General features: G+C 64.6%; 17 protein-coding genes. 9 read left to right on the top strand and 8 right to left on the bottom strand.

Annotated elements, in window-relative coordinates:
• Positions 1-45: 45 nt before the first annotated feature.
• The gene (locus JQ616_RS39900) at positions 46-303 is read left to right on the top strand and encodes a GCG_CRPN prefix-to-repeats domain-containing protein (RefSeq protein WP_433996000.1); all 258 of its coding nucleotides are present in this window, start codon (positions 46-48) and stop codon (positions 301-303) included.
• 121 nt (positions 304-424) lie between these two features.
• Here JQ616_RS39900 and JQ616_RS25425 read toward each other — a convergent pair whose 3' ends face one another.
• Complete coding sequence (locus tag JQ616_RS25425) at positions 425-829, bottom strand: YccF domain-containing protein (protein WP_163160147.1); 405 nt, start codon at positions 827-829, stop codon at positions 425-427.
• 101 nt (positions 830-930) lie between these two features.
• Between JQ616_RS25425 and JQ616_RS25420 the strand changes: the two genes are divergently transcribed.
• Positions 931-1,584, top strand: coding sequence for a carboxymuconolactone decarboxylase family protein (locus tag JQ616_RS25420; RefSeq protein ID WP_212019279.1), 654 nt, complete (start codon positions 931-933; stop codon positions 1,582-1,584).
• Between the two features lie 283 nt (positions 1,585-1,867).
• Here JQ616_RS25420 and JQ616_RS25415 read toward each other — a convergent pair whose 3' ends face one another.
• The gene (locus JQ616_RS25415) at positions 1,868-3,640 is read right to left on the bottom strand and encodes a putative bifunctional diguanylate cyclase/phosphodiesterase (protein ID WP_212019277.1); all 1,773 of its coding nucleotides are present in this window, start codon (positions 3,638-3,640) and stop codon (positions 1,868-1,870) included.
• 203 nt (positions 3,641-3,843) lie between these two features.
• The gene (locus JQ616_RS25410) at positions 3,844-4,806 is read right to left on the bottom strand and encodes a sensor histidine kinase (protein ID WP_212019275.1); all 963 of its coding nucleotides are present in this window, start codon (positions 4,804-4,806) and stop codon (positions 3,844-3,846) included.
• Between the two features lie 179 nt (positions 4,807-4,985).
• Here JQ616_RS25410 and JQ616_RS25405 point away from each other — a divergent pair, with 179 nt between their 5' ends.
• Together JQ616_RS25405 and JQ616_RS25400 are read left to right on the top strand one after the other, a co-directional pair.
• Positions 4,986-5,825 (top strand): SDR family NAD(P)-dependent oxidoreductase, encoded by an 840-nt coding sequence (locus tag JQ616_RS25405; RefSeq protein ID WP_212019273.1) that lies wholly within the window; start codon positions 4,986-4,988, stop codon positions 5,823-5,825.
• Positions 5,826-5,851: 26 nt separating this feature from the next.
• Positions 5,852-6,865, top strand: a complete 1,014-nt coding sequence (locus tag JQ616_RS25400) for an adenylate/guanylate cyclase domain-containing protein (RefSeq protein WP_212019271.1) — start codon at positions 5,852-5,854, stop codon at positions 6,863-6,865.
• A 208-nt stretch (positions 6,866-7,073) separates the two neighbouring features.
• Here the strand turns inward: JQ616_RS25400 and JQ616_RS25395 are convergent, their stop codons facing one another.
• On the bottom strand, positions 7,074-8,315 hold the full coding sequence (locus JQ616_RS25395) for an LLM class flavin-dependent oxidoreductase (RefSeq protein ID WP_212019269.1): 1,242 nt from the start codon (positions 8,313-8,315) through the stop codon (positions 7,074-7,076).
• Between the two features lie 298 nt (positions 8,316-8,613).
• Between JQ616_RS25395 and JQ616_RS25390 the strand changes: the two genes are divergently transcribed.
• Both JQ616_RS25390 and JQ616_RS25385 read left to right on the top strand, forming a co-directional pair.
• Positions 8,614-10,020 carry an MFS transporter gene (locus JQ616_RS25390; protein ID WP_212019267.1) on the top strand — a complete coding sequence of 469 codons (1,407 nt, stop codon included), beginning with the start codon at positions 8,614-8,616 and terminating at the stop codon, positions 10,018-10,020.
• Between the two features lie 209 nt (positions 10,021-10,229).
• On the top strand, positions 10,230-11,417 hold the full coding sequence (locus tag JQ616_RS25385) for an extracellular catalytic domain type 1 short-chain-length polyhydroxyalkanoate depolymerase (RefSeq protein WP_212019265.1): 1,188 nt from the start codon (positions 10,230-10,232) through the stop codon (positions 11,415-11,417).
• On the opposite strand, the gene JQ616_RS25380 is transcribed toward JQ616_RS25385, so the two are convergent.
• Positions 11,418-12,086 carry an MBL fold metallo-hydrolase gene (locus JQ616_RS25380; RefSeq protein ID WP_212019263.1) on the bottom strand — a complete coding sequence of 223 codons (669 nt, stop codon included), beginning with the start codon at positions 12,084-12,086 and terminating at the stop codon, positions 11,418-11,420.
• Between the two features lie 168 nt (positions 12,087-12,254).
• Between JQ616_RS25380 and JQ616_RS25375 the strand changes: the two genes are divergently transcribed.
• Complete coding sequence (locus tag JQ616_RS25375; RefSeq protein WP_212019261.1) at positions 12,255-13,067, top strand: RMD1 family protein; 813 nt, start codon at positions 12,255-12,257, stop codon at positions 13,065-13,067.
• A 96-nt stretch (positions 13,068-13,163) separates the two neighbouring features.
• Complete coding sequence (locus JQ616_RS25370; protein ID WP_212019259.1) at positions 13,164-14,777, top strand: alpha-amylase family glycosyl hydrolase; 1,614 nt, start codon at positions 13,164-13,166, stop codon at positions 14,775-14,777.
• 29 nt (positions 14,778-14,806) lie between these two features.
• Here JQ616_RS25370 and JQ616_RS25365 read toward each other — a convergent pair whose 3' ends face one another.
• Positions 14,807-15,925 carry a vWA domain-containing protein gene (locus JQ616_RS25365; RefSeq protein WP_212019257.1) on the bottom strand — a complete coding sequence of 373 codons (1,119 nt, stop codon included), beginning with the start codon at positions 15,923-15,925 and terminating at the stop codon, positions 14,807-14,809.
• 148 nt (positions 15,926-16,073) lie between these two features.
• Here JQ616_RS25365 and JQ616_RS25360 point away from each other — a divergent pair, with 148 nt between their 5' ends.
• On the top strand, positions 16,074-16,556 hold the full coding sequence (locus JQ616_RS25360) for an MmcB family DNA repair protein (protein ID WP_212019255.1): 483 nt from the start codon (positions 16,074-16,076) through the stop codon (positions 16,554-16,556).
• A 286-nt stretch (positions 16,557-16,842) separates the two neighbouring features.
• Here JQ616_RS25360 and JQ616_RS25355 read toward each other — a convergent pair whose 3' ends face one another.
• A complete protein-coding gene (locus tag JQ616_RS25355; protein WP_021077587.1) occupies positions 16,843-17,397 on the bottom strand; it encodes an ActR/PrrA/RegA family redox response regulator transcription factor in 555 nt (184 codons plus the stop codon).
• A 119-nt stretch (positions 17,398-17,516) separates the two neighbouring features.
• A complete protein-coding gene (locus JQ616_RS25350; RefSeq protein WP_212019253.1) occupies positions 17,517-18,836 on the bottom strand; it encodes an ActS/PrrB/RegB family redox-sensitive histidine kinase in 1,320 nt (439 codons plus the stop codon).
• Positions 18,837-18,864: the final 28 nt, after the last annotated feature.

Raw genomic sequence — 18,864 nt, 5'->3', positions numbered from 1 at the left:
AAGCGTGAATGAAGCATCCTCACCGACGGCACGATGGAGGACATCATGAAGTCATGTTTGCTCACGGTTCTAACGACGGCAGCGCTGCTCGGATTGACCCCGGCCAATGCCGCGGAGGGATGTGGCGACGGTTGCCACAGGACCTCAGCAGGCGCTTGTGTGATTGACGGCTGGGGCACCAGCGCGCGGGTCAGGAACGAATGTCCCGCCACCACGCGCGCACGGCCCCCGTGTGGCGGCCATGGATTTATCTGGCGGCGCGACTACCAGGCTTGCTCCCAAACGACGAAGGATTGGCTCTAGAGCATGATCCGGAAAACTGCGGAGCGGTTTTCCGAAAAGATCACGCTCAAACAACGGGCTGGAGCGCGATGAAGATTCAACCAAATCTCATCGCGCTCTCTCGCGCGCCGACCGGTCCGCCTTACGCCGGCACGATCACCTTGCCGATCGGCCACAGCGCGATGCCGGCAAGCTTGAGATGTGCCCAGGCGAAGGGGATGCCGATGATCGTCACCGCGAGCAGGATCGCGGTGATCAGATGGCCGATTGCGAGCCACCAGCCGGCCAGGATGAACCAGATCAGGTTGCCGATCACGCCGAGCGGTCCGGTTCCGATGTCGGACATGCCGGTGACTTCATCGCGGCGCACCGCACGCGAGCCGAATGGCAGCAGCGTGTAGACCGCGATGTTGAAGGCGGCGCGCGCCCAGGGCAGCCCGATGATGGTGATTGCCATGATGACGGCGGCGATCAGCCAGCCGAACGCCATCCACGCGCCGCCGATCAGGATCCAGAGGATGTTCAGGAGGATAGACACAGGCTGCATGGCTGACACCTTCGCGTGACACCAGCCCCAATATAGGCCGGCGCGCGGCGCCGCGGTAGGGTGCGGGCCGGGCGCGCCGCGCCTCAAAGGGGAGAACGACAATGAGAAAAAGATTTGGGGCAGGGATTGTTGGAGCCGGGAGTTTGGTGCTGCTGGCATTTTCGGTGCAGGTCGCGCGCGCCGAGGACGCCGTGCGTTTTGCGCCGCTCAAGGCCGAGGAACTGTCGCCGGCGCAAAAGGCCTGGGCCGACATGATCAGCGCGCCGCCGCGCAACGCCAAATTCACCGCGCCGCCCTACCGCGCCTATATCCGCAACCCCGATCTGGCGCCGAAGCTGTCGAACCTGTCGGAATATCTGCGCTGGAACACCTTGCTGCCGGCGCGGCTCAGCGAGATGGCGATCCTGATCACGGCGCGGCACTGGACCGCGCAGTACGAGTGGTCGGCGCATTATCCGCTGGCGATGAAGGGCGGGCTCGATCCGAAGATCGCGGACGCGATCGCCAAGGGCACGCGGCCGGAAGGGATGAAGGACGACGAGGTCGCGCTGTACGACCTCGGCAGCGCGCTCTATCACGACAGGAAGGTCTCGGACGCCGTCTACAAGGCCGCGCTGGAGAAGTTCGGCGAGCGCGGCATCATGGATATCATCGGCATCATGGGCTACTACGATCTGGTCTCGATGACACTGATCACGATGCAGGCCGGCGCCGCGAACAACGGCGTGGCGCCGCTACCGGTGCTGGAGAGGTAGATCTCGGCTGTGGTCTTCTCCCTCGTCCCGTTCTTGCGGGGAGGATTGGGTGAGGGGCTACCTCGGCAGAAGGCTATCTCCTGTAGTGCAGGGCGACGTGCGCAAGTTCTGAATAATAGAATTATGCTGCTGAGTTGCCCGACATGTCAAGGTGCCATGTCGAATGCCGGCGCCGCCGGCTACTGTGCATGGGGTTGTTTTCGATGTTTTGGCAGCGCGGCCCCGTGGGGGCGCGCTATATGCGATAACCTTGCCGCAAGCGGGGCGAAGCGAGGAGGATTACCTACCGTCTGAAGCCGCTGGCGCGCGAATAGCTCTGGCGGCCCTCCTGGGCCGGGCGCGCCGACATGCTGGCGCGGGACTCGCTGGCGACCGGCGTCGCGGGCCGCAAATCCTCGAGGAAGATCGGCTTGGCGAAATAATAGCCCTGCGCATAGCGGATCTTGGTCGCCGCCTGCAGATAGGTGAGCTCTTCGTAGGACTCGATGCCTTCGGCGATCACGGTCATGCCGAGCGCCTCGCTCAGCGATTCGATCGCGCGCAGGATGCCCTGGCTGCGCGGCCGCTGATGGATGTCGGTGATGAAGGAGCGGTCGATCTTGATCTCGTCCGCGGTGATGTCGGCCAGCGCCGACAGCGATGAATAGCCGATGCCGAAATCGTCGATCGAGATGCCGACGCCGATGCCGCGCAGGATCGGCAGGATCTCGTCCTGGAAATGCGTCCGGGTCACGAACGCATCCTCGGTGACCTCGATCATGAATCGCTTCGGGAAGCCGGTCTCCTCGATCGCGCGCGCGAAGCGGCGCATGAATTCGAGATTGCCGGCCTGCTTGGCCGCTACGTTGATGCTGATCGTCGCGGTCGGGCCGAACGTGTCGTTGATCAGGTCGATCGACTTGACGATCTCCGCCAGCACCAGGAACGTCAGCTCGTCGATCAGCCCGAGCTCCACGGCGAGGTCGATGAAGGTGCCCGGCGCCTGGATCACGCCCTCGTCGTCGCGCAGCCGCACCAGCGCCTCGATGCCCTTGACCTCCTGGGTGCGGATATCGACCTTGGCCTGGAACGCGCAGCAGAAGCGCTTCTCCAGGATCGCCAGCCGCAGCGACTGCTCGATCTTCATCCGCGCCAGCGCCTCGCGCTCCATGCTGTTGTCGAAGAAAGCGATCGAGCCCTTGCCGTTGTTCTTGACCCGATACATCGCGATGTCGGCATTCTGGCGCAGCGCCTCGTAGCTCCGGCCGTGCACGGGATAGAGGCTGACGCCGATCGAGGTCGAGGCGAAGATCTCGGATTCTTCGATGAAGAACGGGGCCTTCAGCCGCTCCTGCATCACATGGATGAATTCGGCGACCTCGTCATTGCCGCTGATCGGGTTCAGCAGCAGCAGGAACTCGTCGCCGGAAATCCGCGACAGGATGTCGGTGTCGCGCAGCGCAAGGCCAAGCCGTTTCGACAGCTCCACCAGCAGCGCATCGCCGATCGCGTGGCCGTAATAGTCGTTGATGTGCTTGAAATTGTCGACGTCGAGGAAGGCGAGCGCGAAATGGCTCTGTGAATCGTCGCGGATCAGGCCGTTGACGCGATGCTCGATCACTCGGCGGGTCGGCAGGCTGGTCAACTCGTCGTAATAGGCCGAGCGGAACAGCTGGTCCTCGAACGCCTTCTGCTCGCTGATGTCGGTCGATGCCGAGATCAAGAGGTTGCGGCCGGCAATCTGGACCGGTCGGTGCGCGGTGAGGAACACGTATTTGGAGGCGCCGCAGGACAGCACTTCCTCGAGCACCACCGGACGGCCGCTGCGCAAAAGGTCGAGATTGGCGGCGTGGCGTTCGTCGACCGGCGGCGGCTGGGTCGCGCTGGCGGCAAGCTGCAACTGGCTCGCTGCGGCTTCGTTCACCAGGATGAACTGGCCCTGCTCGTCCTGGACGGTCACGCCCGCCGGCAGCAGCTGGAGGAGATCGCGCAGGACGCGCAATTCATTGCTGGAAATGTCGTCTTGGCCGGTCGCTGCCGCGCCCGCCTGAAAATCGTTTCTGGTGAGACTATGCATGTGCCGACCTTGGCAAAGTCCGTTGTAGTTTTGGTTAAGCGGACCTGCGAAATGCCGTGACAGAATGAGACCCGGGCGGCTTTCGCAAGCCGTCGCGGCAATCGTCATTAACAGAGTATCAATGCCGGCTCTGGCCGCCGGTGAAAGCGATTGCGCACTGCGCGGTTGCATCAATCATGCGCGTGTGCCGGAAAGTCGACTTATCAACAGCTCGGCAGCTTGCACTGCATGGTGCAGTGAACGCCGGTCTTCAGGTAGCTGATCTCGGTCTTGCCGTCGAACGGACGCAGCGCCGACTTCAACAGCTTGGTGCCGAAGCCGGCTTCGCCAATCGCCTCGACCACCGGTCCCTCGGTCTCGTCCCAGATCACGTTGAGGCGGCCGTCGTCCACCGTCCATGACACTTGCAGCAACCCGCGCGGCGAGGAGAAGGCGCCGTACTTTCCTGCGTTGGTTGCGAGCTCATGGAAGATCAGCGCCAAAGAGACCGCGAGCTTGGCCGGCAGGAACAATTGCTCGCCGTTCAGATTGAACCGCACATGGCCGTAAGGTCCGAGCTCCGAGCGCAGCAAATCCTTGATATCGCAGCCATAGCCGTCGACCCGCGCGATCAGATCGTCGGTCGCCGACAGCGCGCGGATACGATGGTCGATGCGCTGCCAGACATCGGGCCGGTCCTGCAGCGCCTGATGCAGCACGGCATGGATGGTCGAGGACTTGTTCTTCAGCCGGTGCTGCAATTCATCGACCACGATCTTGCGGTACTGCTCCTCCTCGAGCAGCCGCCTGGACACCTCGCGCTGTTGCGCCACCATGGAACGGTAGTGCTCGACGCCCCAGATCGCGATGCCGCACACCACCCAGAAGATCATCAGGAGCGCAAAGCGGGCCGGATCGACGGTCGAGCTGCTGAAATTGAGCACCACCCCGAGCAGGCCGCTGGCGAGCGCGGTCGCGATCCCGATCCGGAAACCACCAAAGGCGGTCGCAAAGAAGACCGCCGGGAAATAGGGCGTGAAGAACACGTCGGGCCTGATCTGGGCGAGCCCGAAGCGCGCGGCCGTGGCCAAAACGAGACAAAGCACCGCGAAGACGACCGCAAGCAGCATCGAGGGCTGGGAATCGCCCCGCCAACCCGCTCTGAAATCGTCGATCCACTTCGCCATCTGTCGTTCCAGTTCACGTGAACAGGCGAACCAAAATAAGGCCGCTGCGACCGAAAAACCGCAGTTGTGGCCTTCTGGTCACAGATGGACCTCGCCGGCGGTTAACCGCGCCCGCGCTTGCGTTGGTGGAAGCAGCTGGGGAATATCCGCCACATCAGACGCTAAGATGAGGGACCGGCATGGGACGGCTGGACGGCAAGGTTGCGGTGATCACGGGGGCGACCAGCGGCATCGGGTTGCGCACGGCGGAGGTCTTTGTCGCTGAAGGCGCGAGGATCGTGATCGCCGGCCGCCGCGCGGCGGAAGGCGAGGCGCTGGCGAAGCAGCTCGGCGGCAACTGCGTATTCCGTCAGACCGACGTCACGGTCGAGCAGCAGATGCAGGCGCTGATCGCGCTTGCGGTCGAGAAGTTCGGCCGGATCGATTGCCTGTTCAACAATGCCGGCGGCCCGGCGCAGACCGGAGGCATCGAGAGCCTCGATGTCGAGCGGTTCGACGCCGCGATGGCGACCCTGGTGCGCAGCGTCATGCTCGGCATGAAGCATGTTGCACCCATCATGCGCAAACAGGGCTCCGGCAGCATCATCAACAATGGCAGCATCGCCGGCCGGCTCGCCGGCTTCTCCTCGTCGATGGTCTATGGCGCCGCGAAGGCCGCCGTCATTCACTTCACCAAATGCGTGGCGATGGAGCTCGGCGAGTCCGGCATCCGCGTCAACTCGATCTCGCCCGGTGCGATCGCCACCGGCATTTTCGGCAAGGCGCTCGGGTTGTCGACCGAAGCGGCAGAGAAGACCTCGGACGTGATGCGCGAGGTCTACAAGGCGGCGCAGCCGATCCCGCGCGCAGGGCTGCCGGACGACATCGCGCATGCCGCGGTGTTCCTGGCGAGCGACGAATCGAGCTTCATCAACGGCCATGACCTCGTCGTCGACGGCGCGATCACCGGCGGCCGCAACTGGAGCCAGCAGCAGGCGGGTTACGTCGCGCTGCGCAAGGCGTTCGATCAGGGGACGTAGCTGGGATACTCGCCGGGGCAGGAAGCATGAACGCCAGGCTCGAGCGGAAGCTGCAACGTCTTGTCGCCATCCTCGTCGCCGGAATCCTTTCCGGCGTTGCGATCACGCTCGGTGCTTTCGGTGGCGGGGCCGCCCAGCTGACGGTCGGCATCACCTACGGATTGCTGCTTGCTGGCGTGATCGGCTCGATCGAGTTGTTCGTCCTTGAAGATTGGGACTGGCTCAATCGCCTGTCCTTCCTCCCCACTCTGGCCGTGCGCAGCGCAATCTACGCGGCGATCATCATCGGCATCCAGCTGCTGCAGCCGGGCGAACGCATCGTCGGGGTGACGCCGCAGGATTCGCTGCAGGATTTCTGGTCGAGTTTTGCGCGCTCCGCGATCGTCTCGGTGCTGATCAATCTGGGATTCGGCGTCGCTAACCTGATCGGCTCGCGCGCGCTCCTGAATTTCGTCACCGGGCGCTATCACGCGCCGGTCGAGGAAGACCGCTTCGTGCTGTTCGTCGACATCGCAGGATCCACCGGGCTCGCCGAGCGGCTCGGCGGCATCGGCATCCATCGCTTCCTCGACCGTACCTTCCGCCTGCTGACGCAGTCCGTGGTCGATTATCGCGGCGAGGTGCTCAACTATGTCGGGGACGAGATCATCGTGACCTGGCCGGAGCAGAGCGGCGCGGTCGATTGCCGGCCGCTGCGCTGTTTCGTGGCGATGCGCCGCGCGCTGCAAAAGGCGGCGCCGCAGTTCGAGCGCGAATTCGGCGCCGTGCCGCAGATCCGCGGCAGCCTGCATTTCGGCCCGGTGATCGTCGGCGAGATCGGCGACGTCAAGCGCGCCATCGTGTTCAACGGCGACGTGATGAACACCGCGGCGCGGCTGGAGGAGCTGAGCCGCAAGGTCGATGGCGGCTTCCTCGCCTCACGCGCGGCGATGTCCCGTTTCGCCGCCCCGCCGCCATTTCCGCTGAGCGATCTCGGCCGACTGCCGATCCGCGGCCGCGTCGACGGCATTGATGTCGTGGGGATCGGAGCGGTGGCGTAGCGCTGCGACAGCCAGCGCAACAATTTCAGCGTCGTCCCGGCGAAGGCCGGAACCCATTACCCCAAATCTCAATTGTTGCGCGACGCTGGAGCAACAGCTTTCCTCACCAACTCAACCCTGTGGTTATGGGTCCCGGCCTTCGCCGGGACGACGGCGGTGGATGCGGCGCGATGTGCCTTCCCACCGCCCTCTGGCGCGAGGCCGCACATCACGCCTTCTGCTTCGCCGCTTCCTTGGCGAGATCCGGCGCATTCACGGCCGGGATCGCGACGCGGCCGGTGCCGGTTTGCTGGAGGGCGGCGGCGGCCTTGTCGTTCTGCATGATCTTGGCCATCACGGCCTGGCCGGCGCGCTCGAACACGGCGCGGTTGTCGATCAGGAACTGGCGCGACCGGCGCAGGCCGTCGATATAGCCGTTGATCTCGGGCACCACATAGCGCGCGACCATGTCCCAGCTGCGGCGGGTGTTTTCGGGATTGGCCCAGTCATGGGCGAAGCCGATGATCGAACCGACGCCGCCGGAGACATCGACCAGGTTCTTGATCATCTTGATCAGATCATCCGGCGTGCCGATGGTCGACGCCGCGCCTTCGACGAAGGCGGTCTTGTCGACGGCTTCGTCCGCCGATGCATATGCGGTCAGGCCCGGCCGCATCAAGGTGCCGACATTATATTCGTTGTGCCAGCGCAGCAGCCCGGCGCCGGCCTCGCGCCGCGCCTGCTCGCGGGTCTCGGCGATGTGCCACGACAGCAGCACGCGCCAGTTGGAACGGCTCACCGTGGTGCCGGCCTTCGCGGCGGCGTCCTCGGCGAACTGCCATTGCTGCGGCAGCGCCATCAGGCCCTGGGTCGACATCGAGCCGAGCGAGATGATGCCGATGCCGTATTTGCCGGCCAGCGTCATGCCCGACGGCGAGATCTGCGAGGCCACCACGAACGGCATGTCCTCCTGCAGCGGCAGGATCTGCAATGCCGCGTCGTGCATCTCGAACCAGTCGGTCTTGGCGGTGACGCGCTCGCCGTTGAACAGGCGGCGGATCACCGCGATCGCCTCGTCCTGGCGGTCGCGCTGGGTCATCGGGTCGATGCCGAGCGTATGGGCGTCGGAGGCCAGCGCGCCGGGGCCCGAGCCGAAAATGGCGCGGCCGCCGGTCATGTGGTCGAGCTGCACCATGCGCTGCGCGACGTTGAAGGGGTGGTGGTAGGGCAGCGAGATCACGCCGGTGCCGAGCTTGATGCGCTTGGTGCGCTCGCCGGCGGCGGCCAAAAACATCTCCGGCGATGCGATGGTCTCCCAGCCCGAGGAATGATGCTCGCCGCACCAGAATTCGTCGTAACCGAGCGCGTCGAGCTGCTCGACGAAATCGAGGTCGCGGCGGAATTGCAGCATCGGATGCTCGCCGATCGGGTGATGCGGGGCGAGGAAGGCTCCGAACTTGAGGCGCGCCATAGGTCGTTCTCTCCGGCTTTTTGTTATCGGGGGCTTTCCGCCAACCTACGGGGTGGCCCCCGGCAAGGCAATGCTTGGGGGTTGCGGCACCCGCATGGTTGTTGCGCAAATCGGCGGCGATTGCCGCCGTCCGGAATGTTTCCCAGCGCATCAACGCAAATCGCGCGGCGGAGCGCGGGCAGGTGCGGGATGGCCGTGGATGACGCGCCCGTGAACCAACGCTTACGTCCGAGGTAATCGAGCCAATGACCGGAATCTGCTGATGTCGACCATCACGTCATTTCGGGCAGGACAGGGCATGCACCAGATCGTTTCGACGCGCGCGGAGACCTCCCGCCGCTGGTGGGTGCTTGCGATCGTGGTGTCGGCGCAATTCATGTTCGGCGTCGATGCCTTCATCGTCAACGTCGCGATCCCGACCATTGCGGCGGAGCTGCACGCCACGCCGGCACAGATCGAGGCCGTGATCGCGATCTATCTGATCGCCTATGCCACGCTGGTGGTCACCGGCGGTCGGCTCGGCGATATCCATGGCACAAGGAACGTGTTCATCGCCGGCGTCGCAGGCTTCTCGGTGACCTCGCTGTGGTGCGGCCTCGCGCAGTCCGGCCCGGAGCTGATCATCGCACGGCTGGCGCAGGGTGCGACCGCGGCGCTGATGGTGCCGCAGGTGCTGGCGACGCTGCATCTGCTGTTCTCCGATGCGGCGCGGGCGCGGGCGTTCGGCATCTACGGCATCGTGCTGGGGCTCGCCGGCGTCACCGGATTCGCGCTCGGCGGCGTGCTGGTGACGCTCGATCTCGCCGGGCTCGGCTGGCGCGCGGTGTTCTTCGTCAACGTGCCGTTCGGCGTCATCATCATCGCGGCTGGGCTGAAGATCATGCCGACGGTGCCACGCCGCGCCGGCACGCGGCTCGATATTCCCGGCGCGATCGTGCTGTTCGCGGGCCTGCTGTGCCTGATTGGCCCGCTGCTGTTCGGTCACGATCTGCAATGGTCGCCGTTTGTGTGGCTGGTGATGGCCGCGGGCGTTGCCGTGATCGCGGCCTTCGTGCGGCTCGAGCGTAGCGTCGCGCGCCGCGGCGGCATGCCGCTGATCGACCTGTCGCTGTTGGCGGATGTGGCGTTCATGCGCGGCCTGGTCGCAGTGTTTTTCTTCTTCTTCGCCAATCTGTCGTTCTACCTGATCATGACGATGTTCATGCAGAAGGGCTTGCAGATTCCGCCGCTGCAGGCCGGCCTGGTGTTCGTGCCGCTGGCGCTGACCTTCGTGATCGCCTCGCGTCACAGCGGCGCGCGCGCCCGGCATCGCGGCACGCTGGTGCTGATCGAGGGCTGCGCCTTGCAGATCGTCGGGATCGCGGTGCTGGTTGCGACGGTTCAGACCGTCACGGCACCATCGGCGCTGCTGCTCGCGCTGGTGCTTGTAATTTTCGGCTACGGGCAGGGCTTGGTGATGGCGCCGTTGTCCAGCGCGGTGCTGTCGAGCGTGAAACCCGCCAGCGCCGGCGCCGGTTCCGGCATGTATGGCACCACGACGCAGATCGGCAACGCGGCCGGGGTTGCCGCGATCGGCGCGGTTTTCTTCGCCGTCGAGAGCGCGACATCGGCGCGTCTGGCGCTGTTTACGGCATGCGCATTGTTTGTGCTGTCGATCATTATTTCAGCCGCATTTCTGTCATGGATGCGCCGCGCCAGCGCATGAATCCGACGACGCATGGCGCGGTCTTTCGAAAAGTTCATGCTCAAACAGGGTGCTAAGGCAACTATTTCACCCAGCCCGCATCGCGATCAGGCGTTAACGCCGATTCTCACAATTCCGCAGGGAAAGACAGCACACGGCCTTTTCATTTCGCAGTGCAGCAATTATCTGATCGGGTGACACAGAAGAATAAATCACCTCAGGAGTTGCTGTTGTCCCTGGTCAACAACGTCGAATTTCTGCGTCATCTGCCCAAGATGAACGCGTTCAGCGGCTTGAGCGCATTTGCGCCGGCCGTGCCGACGCCGCTCGTCGAGACGACCGAATTCGGCGCCAACCCCGGCGATCTGAAGATGTATTCGTTCGTGCCCGCGCAGCTCGCGCGGTCACCCGCGCTCGTCGTGGTGCTGCATGGCTGCGGCCAGACCGCAGCGTCCTACGATCTCGGCACCGGCTGGTCGGCGCTTGCGGCGCATTACGGCTTTGCGCTGCTGATGCCGGAGCAGCAGGCTATCAACAACGCCAACACCTGCTTCAACTGGTTCAATCCGCAGGACATCGCGCGCGATCAGGGCGAGGCCGCCTCGATCAGGCAGATGATCGCGCATATGGTCGGCGCGCATGAGATCGATCCGAAGCGTGTCTATGTGACGGGACTGTCCGCCGGCGGCGCGATGGCGTCCGTCATGCTCGCGACCTATCCGGATGTGTTCGCGGCCGGCGCCATCATCGCCGGCCTGCCGTTCGGTGTTGCCACCGATCTGCGCGAGGCGTTGCAGGCGATGATGCATGCGAGCGCGTTGTCCGCGCCGGAGCTCGGCGGCCTGGTCCGCAACGCGTCCGCGCACAGCGGCGCATGGCCGAAGATTTCGGTGTGGCACGGCAGCGCCGACCGCACCGTGCATCCCGGCAATGCCGATGCGATCGTGCGGCAGTGGCTCGACGTGCACGGCCTGCCGCCTGCTGCGATGTCGAAGTCGGATATCGACGGCCATCCGCGCGAGGTGTGGTGGAACGCCGATGGCGAAACGCTGGTCGAATCCTACTCGATCACCGACATGGCGCATGGCACGCCGCTCGGACTTGCCGACAATGACGAGCGCTATGGTGTGGAGGGTGCGTTCCTGATCGAGGCCGGAATCTCCTCGTCCTATCACATCGCGACGTTCTTCGGTCTGACCGACAAGGTCCGTCAGCCGCATACCGCGCCGACCGGCGTGCCGCGCGAGAATGCCGACACGATCTCGATGACGATCCCGGTGCCTGCGGCCGAGCCCGAGACCGATCCGAAGCCCGTATCCGGCCGCAAAAGCGACCGGCCGCGCAAGCGGGGAGGCAAGAGCGTCGACGTCGGCGCCGTCATCACGCGGGCGCTGACCGCCGCGGGGTTGATGAAGTAGCTACATCTCGCCGGTCAGGAACGGATTTGTCATCCGCTCCTGGCCGATGCTCGATCCGGCGCCATGGCCGCAGATGAAGCCGACATCGTCGCCGAGCGGCAGCAGCTTCTCCTTGATCGACTGGATCAATGTCGGATGGCTGCCGCCGGGCAGGTCGGTGCGCCCGACCGAGCCGGCGAACAAGACGTCGCCGACATGGACGAAGCGCAGCTCCTTGTTGAAGAACACCACGCTGCCCGGCGAATGGCCGGGGCAATGCAGGATGTCGAAGGTGAGGTCGCCGATCGAGACCTGATCGCCCTCATCGAGCCAGCGGTCAGGGCCGAAATTGCGCATCCCGGTCATGCCGAAGCGCTCGCCGCTCGAGACGACGTTGTCGAGCAGATATTTGTCGGCGATGTGCGGGCCCTCGATCTTGACCTGCAGCGCGTCGCGCAATTCGGCGGCACCGCCGACATGGTCGATATGGCCGTGGGTCAGCCAGATCTTCTCGACGGTGACGCCGGTCTGCTTGATCGCAGCCTGGATCTTTGCGACGTCGCCGCCGGGGTCGATCACCACGGCCTTCTTGGTCGGCTCGTGCCAGATGATGGTGCAGTTCTGCTCGAACAGCGTCACCGGCACGATGATCGCGCCAGCCTTCGGTTTGGTCTCGGTTGTCTCGGTCATGGGGGCACCATAGGCTTCCCGGCAATGCCGTCAACACGCACGGGACATGCGCCTGCCCCGGCGTGTGATCTCAAAACGGACCGTGATAAGGTCCAACAGAACAATTCATGAGCAGGCCGGTACGCGGTTGCTCGCTACACGCGTCAAGCCATCGCAGTCCGGAACTTCATGACCCAGGCTCCCAACTCATCGCTCGGCGGCCCCCGGACCACAGCCCGCGCGTTCTTCGTCGCGGACCGCATCAACACGTCCGGCCTCGAGCGCGGCGACGTGCTGGCCACGACGCCGCTGGCGTTTCGTGTCAATGACAATGGTGTGGCGATCCTGTTCCGCTACGGCGTCGTGGTCCTGATCGGCCTCAATGCGCTCGAGGAGGATGAATTCCTGCGCAGCCTGCAGTCGCGCATGACCGGCCTGTTCGCGCGGCGCGAGGAGGAGATCGCGATCATCGAGGTCGCCGCGGAGAAGGAGGACCAGATTCCGCCGGGCGGCCCGATCTATCTGCAGAGCCTGTCGCCCGAGCGGCTGATCCTGGTCGGTGAGGCGCTGGCGAAAAGCGTGGTGTTGGCGCGGCATGAACGCGAGGTGCGGGCGGTGTTCGACACCACCGAGCCGCTGGCGCGCGAGCTCGCCAAGGGCGGCCGGGTGGATGGTGGCCGCGTTGCGATCCTCAAGCACATCGGCAACGCGCTGTTGGTGCGGCATCGCGTGGCTGGCCCGGTCGAGGTGTCGGAGAAGCCCGACATCCTCTGGGACAAGCCCCAGCTCGAGCGGCTCTATGCCCGGCTCGAGGACGAGTATGAGTTGAAGGAGCGTGCGGAATCGCTGAACCGCAAGCTCGCGGTCGTCGCCGAGACCGCGCAGGTCCTGACCGACATCATCGACACCGGCCGTTCGCTGCGGCTGGAGCTGATCATCGTCTTCCTGATCCTGTTTGAGGTCTTGATCACCATCTATCAGCTGGCGATGGCCCGCCACTGACGCGCTGCAGCGCCATTTTTCTGTCCCGAATTGTGCGTCATCCCTGAACCTGCGGACAACCCCGGGGACACGGGGCGACGAGCGAGGGGGAATCGGATGGACCAGGACAACAGGGACTGGTGGCGGCGCGGCATCTTCTATCAGGTCTATCCGCGCTCGTTCCAGGATAGCGACGGCGACGGTGTCGGCGATCTCAGGGGCATCCTTGCGCGGCTGCCTTATCTGACGCAGCTTGGCGTCGACGCGGTCTGGCTGTCGCCGATCTTCACCTCGCCGATGGCCGATTTCGGCTACGACATCTCCGATTACACCGGCATCGATCCGCTGTTCGGAACGATGGAGGATTTCGACACGCTGGTTGCGGCCGCTCACGATGCCGGCCTCAAGCTGATCCTCGATCTGGTGCCGAATCACACCTCCGATCAGCATGCCTGGTTCATCGAGGCGAAGAGCTCGCGCGATAATCCGAAGCGCGACTGGTACATCTGGCGCGATCCGGCGCCGGATGGCGGTCCGCCCAACAATTGGCTGTCGGAGTTCGGCGGCAGCGCCTGGTCCTATGACGAGGCTTCGGGCCAGTATTACTATCACGCCTTCCTCGCGCAGCAGCCGGATCTCAACTGGCGCAATCGCGAGGTCAGGGACGCGATCTATGAGGTGATGCGCGTCTGGCTGCGCAAGGGCGTCGACGGCTTTCGTGTCGACGTGATCTGGCACCTGATCAAGGATGCCGAATTCCGCGACAACCCGCCGAACCCGCATTACCGCGAAGACCGGCCGCCGCACGAGAAGGTGCTGACGCAATATTCGACCGATCAACTCGAGGTCCACGCCGTCATCACCGAGATGCGCGGCGTCACCGAGGAGTTCGACAATCGCGTGCTGATCGGCGAGATCTATCTGCCGCTGCATCGGCTGGTCGCCTATTACGGCAACGATCTGCGCGGCGCACAGATGCCGTTCAATTTCGCGCTGCTGTCGACCTTGTGGAGCGCGCGCGCGGTCGAGCAGATCATCGCCGATTACGAGAAGGCGCTGCCGCCGGGCGCATGGCCGAACTGGGTGCTCGGCAATCACGACCGGCCGCGGGTGGCGAGCCGGGTGGGACCCGCGCAGGCACCGGTCGCGGCGATGCTGCTGCTGACGCTGCGCGGCACGCCGACGCTCTATTACGGCGACGAGATCGGCATGCACCAGGTTGCGATCGCGCCGCACGAGGTGCGCGATCCCTTCGAGACGAACGTGCCTGGCATCGGCGTCGGCCGCGATGGCTGCCGCACCCCGATGCAATGGAGCGCCGAGCGCCATGCCGGCTTCTCAACCGCAAGGCCATGGCTGCCGCTGGCGCAGGACTTCGCCAGCGACAACGTCGCAAGCCTCGAGGCGGAGCGGGCGTCGATCCTCAACCTCTACAAGGCGCTGATCGCGCTGCGGCGAAAGCTGCCGCAGCTCGTCCATGGCAGCTATGAGCCGGTTGCCGCGCACGGCGATGTGCTGCTCTACCGTCGGCGCAGCGCCGAGGGCGTCGCGGTGATCGCGCTGAATTTCGGCGCCGCGCCCGCGTCGGTCTCCTCCAGCGCCATCGGCTTCAGCAACGAGGTTCTGCTGTCGACCTTGATGGACCGGCAGGGCGAGAAGGTCGAAGGCGTGCTCGACCTGCGCGCCAATGAGGGCGTGATCCTCGGCCCGCCGATGGATGTCAACGAGTGAGAGGGAATGGAGAGACTGTGGTCCAGTCCCTACCGCTTGATCTGCGCCTTCAGCGTATCCTCGACCACGCGATCGAACGATGATGCCTTCGGCGCGCTCTTGCGGTGCTCGGCGACGTATTTGTCGCGTTTGGCGACCAGCGCGGCGAGCTTCTCGTTCAGCGCCTTGCGCTGGGCGATCTGCTTGTCGATCTCAGCGGTGCGCGCCTCGGGCTTCATGGCGCGGAGATTGTCGGGCAGATCCTCGTCCTTGACCTTGGCGATGTCGTTGCGGCCGGCCGCGACGTCGGCGACCAGGTCGCCGTCGCCGGTGACCGCCTCCGACGTCACCTTGGCACGCTTGTTGATGAAGCTCGCCATCTCCGAGGCGCGGGCCGGCGAAGCCGCCGCGACGCTCGCGAGCTGCTGGGTCTTGGATTCCGTGCGCTTCTGCATCGCGCGCGGCCCGTAGGGAATCACGGTGCCGTTGATCTCGCGTTGCAGGATGATGATGTCCCCGTCGTACGGCGTCTCGATGGTGACGATCTGACCGCCATCCTGCGGGATCGGGATGAACTCACCATTGCCGTGCTGTGCGATATCGCGCCACACGAGCGCGGTATCCTCGGCGTTGCCGGCGAGCACGGCGTTGACGATGATGTCCTTCTGCTTGGCGACCGCAAGCGTGACCGGATACTTCGTGTCCTGCGCATAATCCATGTGCGGCGGGGCATCGCCGACCAGGAACACGATGCGCGTGCTGTCGCGACCCTGCGTCCACCGCATCTTGTTGACGGCAACATCGAGCGCCTCGTTGACGCTCTCCGGCCAGTCGCCGCCGCCGCGCGCCTTCAATTCCAGCAGATTGGCGTAAAGATCCTGGATGTCGCGCGTCAGCTCGACCTTCTTGGTCACATACTCATCGCCGATGTCGCGATAGGCGATCAGGCCCATCCTGATGTCGGCATCGGGATTGGAATCGACGATCGCGGTCGCGATCGACCAGATCTTGCGCTTGGCGCCCTCGATCAATCCGCCCATCGAGCCAGTGGTGTCGAGCACGAAGGCGACCTCGACCACGGGCTTGGCGACGGCCGAGGACAGTCCGGCTGTGAACGGAAGGGTTGCGAGAGCGAAGACGAACGAGCGAAGTGTGATGCGTGACCGCATGGGTCTCTCTCCAGTGGTTTCGTCCCTCGGAACCAAGGTTCCTTCGGCTTCGCGGTGGCTTGAGGCCGAAACCAAGGCGGCTTCCTCGCGAATTTGCGGCCGATTCCGGCGCTGCCGTTGAGGTAAGGAATCGGCTAGTCTTCGTTCAATGGAATCGAACGCCCGCCAGATCGCGCTTGTGCCCGCGCCCGACCGACGCCAGTCGGAGACCGCGCTTGCGATCGCGCGCGGCACCGCGAGGCTTCTGAGATCGCTCGGATTTTCCTGCATCAGCGAATTGCTGCTGCCGTCCGGCCGCAGGGCGGACCTGGTCGCGCTGAACGAGCGCGGCGAGATCTGGATTGTCGAGATCAAGTCATCGGTCGAGGATCTGCGCGCCGACCAGAAATGGCAGGACTACCGGATGCATTGCGACCGGCTGTTCTTCGCCTTCACGCAGGATCTGCCGTGCGAGATCTTTCCGGTCGATACCGGCCTGATCATCGCCGACGCCTATGGCGCGCATCTGCATTGCGAGGCGCCGGAGCATCGTCTGCCGGCGGCGACACGCAAGGCGATGACGGTGCGGTTTGCGATGGCCGCGGCGCAGCGGATCAACCGCCTGGTCGATCCGCAGGGACATGAGTTTTAGAAGCAGTGATCCGTCATCCTCAGGAGCGCGTCTCGAAGGATGCACGGCCACCACCGGGGTTGTTCATCCTTCGAGGCTCGCTCCGCTCACACCTCAGGATGACGGGATAGGTGAAGTCGTAGGGTGGGCAAAGCAAAGCGTGCCCACCACGTCTTGCACGGCTCGTGATGATGGGCACGGCGCAAGAGCGCCTTTGCCCACCCTACAAGAGCGCCTACGCAGCACCCCACAAAAAGCAAATGGCCGGGCAAGGCCCGGCCATCGCGAAACCAAATGAACCGATCGCTTAGCGCGGGGCGCGCTTGGCGAGGATGCGCTGCAAGGTACGGCGGTGCATGTTGAGACGGCGCGCGGTCTCCGAGACGTTGCGGTTGCACATTTCGTAGATGCGCTGGATATGCTCCCAGCGCACGCGGTCCGCCGACATCGGATTGGCCGGCAGCTCGGATTTCTCGGTGCCGGTCGCAAGCAGCGCAGCTACGACGTCATCGGCATCGGCGGGCTTCGACAGATAGTCGACGGCGCCCATCTTCACCGCGGTGACGGCGGTGGCGATGTTGCCGTAGCCGGTCAGCACGATGGCGCGCGCCTCGGGGCGCTTGCGCTTCAACGCCGAGACGACGTCCAGACCGTTGCCGTCGCCGAGGCGGAGGTCGACGACCGCGAAAGCCGGAGCAGCGCGGCCGATCTCGGCGATGCCGTCCGACACCGTATCGCATGACTTCACCGAGAAGCCCCGCGTCTCCATCGCGCGCGACAGACGTTCCAGGAACGGCTTGTCATCCTCGACAATGAGGAGCGATTTGTCAGCATGGTCATTCAGTTCAGCGATTGCGTTCACGATCCATTTTTCCCTGTGATAGACCGCCCAAATATGGGGTTGCACTGGGGCGCTGCCAAGGCAGCCGAAAGTCGCGGTGGCTGCATCCGTAATGCCAGAGGTGCGATTAAGAACCGTTCTTAAGATGACGTCTCTGTGTCTCCAGCCGATTCCTCGAAACGCTCGCGCGGCCAGACGATCTGCACCACGGCGCCGTGATCGGGGAAGGTGCGATTGGTAAACGACACCTTGGCTCCGGTCCGTTCCAGCAGCGTCCTTGCGATGAAAACGCCCAAGCCCAGGCCACCACGGGCATTTTGGGCCTCATCTGCGCCCCGGCGGCGCGACAAATAGGGCTCGCCGATCCGTTTCAGCATGTCAGGCGCGATGCCCGGACCGTCGTCGGAGACGACGATCTCGATGGTTTCCGCGTTCCACCACGCGTTCACCTCGACGGTCTGGTGGGCGAAATCGACCGCATTTTCGAGAATGTTTCCGACGCCATAGAGGATGGCGGGATTGCGCGCGGCGACCGGTTCGCGCGTTGCTGCGACAGCAAGCCGCACCTTGATGTTGATGCCGAAATCGCGATGCGGCGCCACCGCCTCCTCGATCAGGGTCGACAGCTTCATGTTGTCGAACGGCGCGCCGCTCGATGACAATTGCGCAATCTTACTCAGGATGTCGCGGCAGCGCTGCGCCTGTTCGCGCACCGTCTTGAGGTCGCCGGTGATGGCCGGGTCATGCACCGTCTTCTCGAGCTCGCGCGAGATCAGGAAGATCGTCGACAGCGGGGTGCCGAGTTCGTGCGCGGCGGCGGCGGCAAGGCCGTCGAGCTGGGTCAGATGCTGCTCGCGCGTCAGCACCAGCTCGGTCGCGGCGAGCGCATCGGAGAGCTGGCGGGCTTCCTCGGTCACCTGGAAGGCATAAAGGCTGGTGACGCCGATCGCGAGCAGGATCGAGAGCCAGACGCCGATCAGATAGATCGGCGGCAGCACCAGCGGGTCGTCGTTATCCCAGGGCAACGGCAGATGGTAGAAGAACAGCGCCGAAGCGCAGGCGACCGCAAGGCAGCCAAGCGCGATGGTCAGCCGGATCGGCAGCACCGTGGCCGAGATCAACACCGGTGCCAGGAACAGGAACGAGAACGGGTTCTGCAAGCCGCCCGTGAAGTAAAGCAGGCCGCCGAGCTCGACGATGTTGATCGCGAGCAGCGCCGCGGCATAGACCGGCTCCAGCCGCTGCATCGGGTTGAACGCGACCTGCAGCCCCAGATTGAGCAGCGCCGAGAAGGTCACGATGGTGACGCAGGGGACAATCGGAACGTCGAATTCCAGTCCCTGTGCCACGATGAAGATCGCAACCAGCTGGCCGAGCGCGGCGAGCCAGCGCAGCCGCAGGATCGTATCCAGGCGGACATAGCGGCGGGGTTGGCGGAAATCGGAAGCGAAGTCGGTCATGCCTTGACTTTAGCTGTGCTGTGGGCGG

It is taken from the genome of Bradyrhizobium tropiciagri (assembly GCF_018130545.1).
Classification (GTDB): Bacteria; Pseudomonadota; Alphaproteobacteria; order Rhizobiales; family Xanthobacteraceae; genus Bradyrhizobium; species Bradyrhizobium tropiciagri_A.
This window is presented reverse-complemented; position numbering and strand designations above follow the sequence as displayed.